The 7,453-nt window shown below is 70.2% G+C and carries 6 protein-coding genes; 2 read left to right on the top strand and 4 right to left on the bottom strand.

What is annotated here, in order from left to right; genetic code table 11:
* Positions 1-456 (bottom strand): MBL fold metallo-hydrolase (locus C666_RS17920; protein ID WP_004346573.1); only part of this gene is annotated, 456 nt, incomplete at its 3' end.
* Positions 457-846: 390 nt separating this feature from the next.
* On the opposite strand from C666_RS17920, the gene C666_RS17915 reads away from it, so the two are divergent.
* Together C666_RS17915 and C666_RS17910 are read left to right on the top strand one after the other, a co-directional pair.
* Positions 847-1,692, top strand: coding sequence for a helix-turn-helix domain-containing protein (locus C666_RS17915; protein ID WP_004346571.1), 846 nt, complete (start codon positions 847-849; stop codon positions 1,690-1,692).
* Positions 1,693-1,844: 152 nt separating this feature from the next.
* The gene (locus C666_RS17910; protein ID WP_004346568.1) at positions 1,845-2,669 is read left to right on the top strand and encodes an SDR family oxidoreductase; all 825 of its coding nucleotides are present in this window, start codon (positions 1,845-1,847) and stop codon (positions 2,667-2,669) included.
* A gap of 72 nt (positions 2,670-2,741) precedes the next feature.
* On the opposite strand, the gene C666_RS17905 is transcribed toward C666_RS17910, so the two are convergent.
* From C666_RS17905 to C666_RS17895, 3 genes are all read right to left on the bottom strand, one after another.
* On the bottom strand, positions 2,742-4,589 hold the full coding sequence (locus C666_RS17905) for an acyclic terpene utilization AtuA family protein (RefSeq protein ID WP_004346564.1): 1,848 nt from the start codon (positions 4,587-4,589) through the stop codon (positions 2,742-2,744).
* A gap of 139 nt (positions 4,590-4,728) precedes the next feature.
* The gene (locus C666_RS17900) at positions 4,729-6,099 is read right to left on the bottom strand and encodes an aldehyde dehydrogenase family protein (RefSeq protein ID WP_004346562.1); all 1,371 of its coding nucleotides are present in this window, start codon (positions 6,097-6,099) and stop codon (positions 4,729-4,731) included.
* Between the two features lie 66 nt (positions 6,100-6,165).
* Positions 6,166-7,266 carry an NAD(P)-dependent alcohol dehydrogenase gene (locus tag C666_RS17895; protein WP_004346560.1) on the bottom strand — a complete coding sequence of 367 codons (1,101 nt, stop codon included), beginning with the start codon at positions 7,264-7,266 and terminating at the stop codon, positions 6,166-6,168.
* Between the last annotated feature and the right edge of the window lie 187 nt (positions 7,267-7,453).

Raw genomic sequence — 7,453 nt, 5'->3', positions numbered from 1 at the left:
ATGAGTGGCGGCCGGCCGCGCGCAGGCCCATTCGACCATCGCCGCCGGCGCCCCGGCGCGCCGCCAGTAAGCCGCGACACGCGCAGCATGCCCCGTATCGCGGTGGGACAGCATGCGCCATTCCGCTTCGCTCATCGACAGGCGGGCACCAAGCCGCTGATGCAGCCAGCCGGCCAGGCCGACGTGGTCTGGGTGGGCGTGGGTCACCACCACGCGCGACACCGTGCCGCCGCCCGGCAAGCCGGCCAGCACGCGCGGCCAGATGTCGCGCGTCTCAGCGACATTCAACCCGGTATCGAGCAGCAGCCAGTGCGCACCGTCGCGCAGCAGATAGACATTCACATGATCGAAATCGAACGGCAGCGGCAGACGCAGCCATTCGATGCCCGGTGCCACCGCCTGCCGCAGCCCCACGGCGGGCGGCGCGGCAAAGGGGTAGAGGAGTGCTTGCGACATGGCGGACATCCGTGAGAAAGGGGGCAAGGGTATGGCGAGCGCCTGCCTTGCAGGCTAAGCGTCGGCCAGCCATCCCGTCTTGCGTCGAGTGGCTGCCCCGGGGACAAAGCCCCTGCGCTGCAAGTCAGAGACCCCACCGCGCAAGACCCAAGACCAGTTAACACAAGACGGCGCCGCCGCCGCCGGCTATGGTCTGCCGGACAGCCTCGGGAAACCCGGCCTCGTCCGTCCCCTCCGAGGATATGCAATAAGAATTAAAACCAATTAAAATCAATCACTTGCTTTGTTTGCAACAGCGTACCAAGATAGCTTCGGACCGGCGAAAACCCTATCGCGGATCGCCCTGCGGCGATACTCATCAGACGGCCACCCGCATGGAGGAGACACACCATGGATCACAGCTGCGGACAGTACCGTAGCCCGGCGCCCACCCCTCGGGCCACCGGGCAGCATCCCGACAAAGTCATGCTCATCAACCGCGACCGCATCGCCTATGCCGGCCTGTTGGGCGCCCCCAAGCAACGCAACCTCGGGTCGCTGACCCTGTACCTCTCCCTGGCGGGCCCGTTCCGCATCCGCATCGAAGACGGCCCGTGGCACACCACCCGTTTCGCCGTCATTCCCCCTTACCTGCCGCACTGGGTGGAGACCGACGACCGCCTGATCGGCGTGGTGATGATCGAACCGGAATACATCGACCCGGCCGACCTGCCCGCCTCGCTGGCCCCGGGCATCCGGCCGCTGGCGCACTGCGACATGGCCGACCGGCTGCGCGAGGCGTTTTCGCGCCTGTGCGGCCAGACGCATCTGTCCACCCGCGATTTCGACGAGCTGTTCTTCGGCGCGCGCCTCGTCACCCGCCCGCTCGATCACCGCATCGCCCAGGTCGCCGAGCGCATCCGCGCCGAACCGTGCGAACTGCACGACGCCGAGAGCAGCGCCGGCCAGGCCGGGCTGTCGTTCTCGCGCTTCCTGCATCTGTTCGCCAACGAGGTGGGGGTCAGCTACCGCCGCTACCGTGCTTGGAAGCGCGCACGGGCGCTGTTGCCGTATGTGGCGCAGGCGCGCAACCTCACCGACGTGGCGCTCGAACTCGGCTACCCCGATTCGACCCACTTCAGCCACTCCATTCGCAGCGTGTACGGCCTGCGCCCCAAGGACATCTTCGCCGGCTCGCGCCGCCTGTCGGTAATCGTCCAGCCCGGCGCCGCCCGCCCGCTCACCTGCGCTGCCTGACGCCGGAGCGCCCTCACCGGCGCCGCGCGGCCTGGCCGGCCCCGGTCCCGCCGACCCGGCCGATCCAGCCACTCCGCGCAAGCCCGCCCGCCGCACGGGCACTACGCTCTGCCGTATCCGCCGGCCCGGCCGGCTAACACGGGAGACCCAGCATGACCCAGTTGTCGGGCAAGACCTTGTTCATCACCGGCGCCAGCCGTGGCATCGGCAAAGCCATCGCCCTGCGCGCCGCGCGCGACGGCGCCAACGTGGTGATCGCCGCCAAGACCGCCGCACCCGATCCGCGCCTGCCGGGCACCATCCACAGCGCCGCCGCCGAGATCGAAGCCGCCGGCGGCCGTGCCCTGCCGGTGGTGGTGGACGTGCGCGACGAAGCGGCCATCCAGGCCGCCGTGGCGCAGGCGGTGGCGCACTTCGGCGCCATCGACATCCTCATCAACAACGCCAGCGCGATCAGCCTCACCCCGACCGCGGACACCCCGCTGAAACGCTACGACCTGATGATGGACATCAACGTGCGCGGCACCTTCGCCTGCGTGCAGGCCTGCCTGCCGCACCTGCGGCGCGCCGCCAACCCGCACATCCTCACCTTGTCGCCGCCGCCGGAGATCCGCCCCGACTGGTTCGCGCCCTACCCCGCCTATGCCACCTCGAAGTACGCCATGAGCCTGCTGACGCTGGGGTTCGCCGAGGAACTGCGCGCCGACGGCATCGCCGCCAACGCCTTGTGGCCGCGCACGCTGATCACCACCTCGGCGCTGCGCCTGGCGGCCCCGGCCGAGGCCGCCGGCCGCCGCCCGGACATCATGGCCGACGCCGCCCATTGCATTCTCACCCAGCCCAGCCGCGCCCCCGGTGCCAGCGGCCGCTTCCACCTCGACGAGGCGGTGCTGCGCGAACACGGCGTCACCGATTTCGACGTGTATGCGGCCACGCCGGGCCTGCCGCCCGAACTCGACCTGTTCGTGACCGGCTAAGCCTGGCCAAGGCCCGCCAACGGCAGGCCAGGCCGGCAGCCCCCTCAGTGGGCGGGCTGCCGGCCCCCGCATTCACACCAGGCCGTGCGCCCGCGCCAGCGGCAGCGGCACCGCCAGCGGCAGGTCCAGCAGCATCTGGCCCATGCCCTTGCCCAGCGGGTCCATGCGCAGCGAGCCCGGCCCGCCGCCATCGAGCGCCTCGAACAGCATGAAGTTGAAGGCGTGGATGCCCGGCACCTCGTAGCGCCGCACCTCGCCGCGCACCAGGTGGGCGAAGTAGGCCGCCACCGCCTGCGGGGTGAGCTGCAAGCGCAGCAGCGGCAGGTAGTCGGGGTGGCGCGCGATCACGCCGATGTTGGAGATGTTGCCCTTGTCGCCGCTGCGGGTGTAGGCCAGCTTCAATAAGGGCAGCACGACCGTGGCCTCGGCGCCAATGGCCTCACGGCGGGCGTCCCCCTGCCCCTCCCCTTGCGCCGCTCCCTGCGCGGTCGTCACCGCCTGCACATACGCCGAGGCGGCGGGGTCGGCGCCGTCCAGCGGAATCGCCACCGCCGTTTCCACATCGTCCAGCACCACGTGCACCGCCACCGCGCGTTTCGGCAGGGTGAAGGAAAATTGCCGGATCAGCGGCGACACGCCCGGCCGGCCGCCGGCCGGGCCAGTGGTGCCGGGGGCCCACGAGGTGCCGGCCGGCACGATTTCGCGGGCGAACAGTTCGAGCGCCTGCCGCTGCGGATGGTTGACCGCCACCCGCATCATCACCTCGCGTGCCTGCATGGTGCGCGCGTGCGGGCCGTACAGGGTCTCGGCGCCGATCACCTCCACCAGCGCCGCGCTGTAGTCCGGCCAGCCGCGCTGGCGGAACATCGCCCGCGTGCGTTCGAGAATCGCCTCGCCGGTGCGCCGCGCCTTGGCCACCGCATCGACGCCGATGATCACCATGGTGCCGGCGCAGCGAAAGCCGTCCTGGTAGGTGGCCGACACCTTGTAGCTGCCGGTCGGCGCGCGCCCGCGCGCACCGCTGACCACCACGCGCTCGGGCCCGTCCTGCTCGACACGCACGTCGCGGAAGTCACACACCACGTCGGGCAGCAGATAGGCGCCGGGGTCGCCGATTTCATACAGCAACTGCTCGCCCACCGCCGCCGCCGCGATCAGCCCGCCGGTACCGGCCGGCTTGGTGACGGCGAAGCTGCCGTCGGCGCGGCATTCCAGCACCGGATAACCGCTGTCGGCCCAGCCTTCGACCTTGTCCCAGTCGGTATGCAGCCCGCCGGTGGCCTGGCAGCCGCATTCGATGATGTGCCCGGCCAGGCTGCCGGCGGCCAGCAGGTCGTAGTCGCTGGCCTGCCAGCCGAAGGCGTGCATCAGCGGCCCCAGCGTGGTGGCGCTGTCGACGCAGCGGCCGGTGATGACGATATCCGCCCCCGCCGCCAGCGCCTGCGCCACCGGCAGGGCGCCGAGGTAGGCGTTGGCGCTGAGGATGCGCTCAGGCAGCGCGGCGCCGGTGAACATGTCGCGCTGGCCGGCGGCGCGCAAGGCCGGCAACTGCGCGCCGACGTCGTCGCCCTCGACCACCGCGATCTTCACCCGCACGCCCAGTTCGTCGGCCAGCCGTGCCAGCGCGGCGGCGCAGCCGCGCGGGTTGATGCCGCCGGCGTTGGACACCACCTTGATGCCGCGCCGCGCCACCTCGCCCAGCACGCTGCGCATCGCCACCTCGACGAAGTCGGTGGCATAGCCCAGTTCGGCGTGCTTGTTGCGCGCCGCGGCCAGGATGGCCATGGTGGTCTCGGCCAGATAGTCGAACACCAGATAATCGATCTCGGCCTGGTACACCAGTTGCGGCGCCCCCAGGGCGCTGTCGCCCCAGAAGCCGGACGCGCCGCCGATGCGGACGATCTTGTCTTGCGTGCTCATCGTTATGCGATCTCGCTCGGTGATCGGATGGGAAATCCGTTTGAAGAAAGTGGGCCGCCGGCATCGTGGGCGATCCCTCGATCCCCGGTGGCCCCTCGGCTGGCCCTCGGTTGCCCCGCTGCCAGCCCTCGTTTGGCTCTTAATCGGCCCGGGCGACGGCGGCGCCGGGCACCGCCAGCACCGCCCGCTCGTGCGACAGCTCGCGGAAGCCATGCACGCCGTGATAACGGCCGATGCCGCTTTCATTGACGCCGCCGAACGGCAGATTGGGCTCGAACCAGTGCAGGGCCCAGCCATTCACGGTAAGGCCGCCGGACGAGGTGTGATGCCGCAGGGTGTCGACGAAGGCCGCGTCGTCGCTGAACAGGTACATCGCCAGCGGCTTGCCGCCGTGCCGCACGAAGTCGACGATCTCGGCAGGGTCGCGGTAAGTCATCACCGGCAGCACCGGACCGAAGATTTCTTCCTGCATCACGTCGGCGTCGGCCGGCACGTCCACCAGCACCGTGGGATGCACGGTCAGGTCGCCGGCCTCGCGCTCGCCGCCGCAGGCCAGGCGCGCGCCGCGCGCCAGTGCGTCGTCGATGTAGGCGCCGACGCGGGCGAAGTTGCGCGCATCGACGATGCGGCCGAACTGCGTCTTGTCCAGCGTGCCGCCGGGGTAGTAGCGCTCGCGCAGGAACGCCGTCAGGTGCGCGACGAAGTCGTCGCGCAGGGCTGCCGGAATCCACACATGGTCGGCGCACAGGCAGATCTGCCCGGCGTTCATCATGCGGCCCTCGCCGACGATCGCCGCCACTTTCTTCAGGTCCACCGTGGTGTCGATGATCGCCGGGCACTTGCCGCCCAGCTCCAGCGTCACCGAGGCTAGGTGGCGCGCCGCCGCCGCCATCACGGTGCGCGCCACTTTCGGGCTGCCGGTGAAGAAGATGTGGTCCACCGGCAGCTCGAGCAAGGCGTCGGCCAGCGGCACGCCGCCCTCGAACACCGCCACCTCGCGCTCGTCGAACACCTCGCGGATCAGCTTCGCCGCCAGCCGGCTGGTGGCTGGCGCCAGTTCGTTGGGCTTGACGATGACGCAGTTGCCGGCGGCGATCATCGGCACCAGCGGCTCGAACACCAGCAGGAAGGGAAAATTCCACGGTCCGAACAACAGGCACACGCCGCGCGGCTCATAGTGGATGGCGGCCTGCGTGCCGGCCAGCTCCGGCGATGAGGGCACCGCCACCGGCGCCATCCATTCGTGCAGGTGGGCCAGCGCATCGTCGATGTCGGCGATCACGCCGGCCAGCTCCTGCGGCAGCGGCGTTTCCAGCGGTTTGCGCAAATCCTGGCGCAAAGCCTCGGCCACCTCGCCGGCGTGCGCCAGCAGCACCTGCTTGAGCCGTTCGAGCTTTTGCTTGCGCACCTCGGCAGTGGTGGCCTTGACCACCCATTGATGTTGTTTCTGCAGCGCGAACACGCGCTGGATGTCGGCCAGCGGTACGTCGTGGCAAGAGATGTCGGACATGGCGAACCTCGAAAAAACGGGAGGGGAAACAGGGGCACGCGGGGAGGCGGCAGCCGGCCGGCGCGCTCAGGCCGGCATGCGCAGGATCGGCTTGATCGTGGCGCCGCTTTCCGAATCGGCGACTGCCTGGTTGATGTCCGCCAGCGCGTAGTGGCGCGCCATGCGGTCGAACGGAAACAGCCCGCGCCGGTACAGCCCGATCAGTTGCGGAATGAACACGTCCGGCACGCTGTCGCCCTCGATCGACGAACGGATGGTTCGCCCGCCCAGCAAGGTGGCAGCGTTGAACGACACCTGCGCGCCGGCCGGCGCCACCCCCAGCAGCACCGCCGTGCCCAGGCCCGACAGCGCCTCCACCGCCTGTGCCATCACCGCCGGAATGCCGGTGGCTTCCACCGAAAAATCCACGCCGCCCGGCTGCAGCGCCTGGATGGCCGCCACCGCGTCGCCATCGCGGCCATTGACGGCATGCGTCGCCCCCAGTTCACGCGCCAGCGCCAGCCGCTCGGCATGCACGTCCACCGCCACGATGGTGGCGCAGCCGGCCACCTTGGCCGCCATCACCGCCGACAGGCCGACCGCGCCGATGCCGAACACCGCGATGCTGCTGCCGGCGGCCGGCTTCAGGCAGTTGAGCACCGTGCCGGCGCCGGTCTGGATGCCGCAGCCCAGCGGCGCCAGCGTGTCCAGCGGCAGGTCGGACGGCACCTTGACCACGTTGCGGTGATGCGCGATCGCATGCGTGGCGAACGACGACTGGTAGAAGAAGCTGGCCGCCACCGGCTGGCCATGCTGGTGGTGGGTGCAGCTGCCGTCCGGCCGGCAGGTGCCGACGTTGTACGGCAGAAAGGCGTCGCAATAGGCCGGCTTGCCCTGCAGGCAGCGCGGGCACTGCCCGCACGAGGCAAAGGTGAGCACCACATGGTCGCCCGGTGCCACCTTGCGCACGTTGGCGCCCACCTCGACCACCACGCCGGCCCCTTCGTGGCCCAGCACCATCGGCAGTGGCAGCGGAATGTGCTGGTCGCGCACCGCGAGGTCGGTATGGCACATGCCGCTGGCGACGATGCGCACCAGTACCTCGTCGGCCTGCGGTGCCGACAGTTCGAGCGATTCGATCGAGAAGCGGCCGTGGGTTTCCTTGACGATGGCGGCTTGAATTTCCATGGAAGTCTCCTTTCCCGTTCTTGTTGTATGAATGCGTTGCGTTGCGGCGCCGATGCCGGTCTGGCCTGTCGAGGACTGCCGGACGGGCCGGCGAACTACTTCATTGCCACCGCCGGCGGGCAGGCACCGCGCTGCAGCGTCGTGCCCCGCGCCGGGCTCCCGCCCGCAGCCGGCGGCGGCGCCGTGG

It is taken from the genome of Thauera linaloolentis 47Lol = DSM 12138 (assembly GCF_000310205.1).
Classification (GTDB): domain Bacteria; phylum Pseudomonadota; class Gammaproteobacteria; order Burkholderiales; family Rhodocyclaceae; genus Thauera; species Thauera linaloolentis.
This window is presented reverse-complemented; position numbering and strand designations above follow the sequence as displayed.

Excerpts from the sequence above, each read along its gene's own strand:
- C666_RS17915 (WP_004346571.1), top strand. The coding sequence starts at position 847 with ATGGATCACAGCTGCGGACAGTACCGTAGCCCGGCGCCCACCCCTCGG.
- C666_RS17900 (WP_004346562.1), bottom strand. The coding sequence starts at position 6,099 with ATGTCCGACATCTCTTGCCACGACGTACCGCTGGCCGACATCCAGCGC.
- C666_RS17895 (WP_004346560.1), bottom strand. The coding sequence starts at position 7,266 with ATGGAAATTCAAGCCGCCATCGTCAAGGAAACCCACGGCCGCTTCTCG.
- C666_RS17905 (WP_004346564.1), bottom strand. The coding sequence starts at position 4,589 with ATGAGCACGCAAGACAAGATCGTCCGCATCGGCGGCGCGTCCGGCTTC.
- C666_RS17910 (WP_004346568.1), top strand. The coding sequence starts at position 1,845 with ATGACCCAGTTGTCGGGCAAGACCTTGTTCATCACCGGCGCCAGCCGT.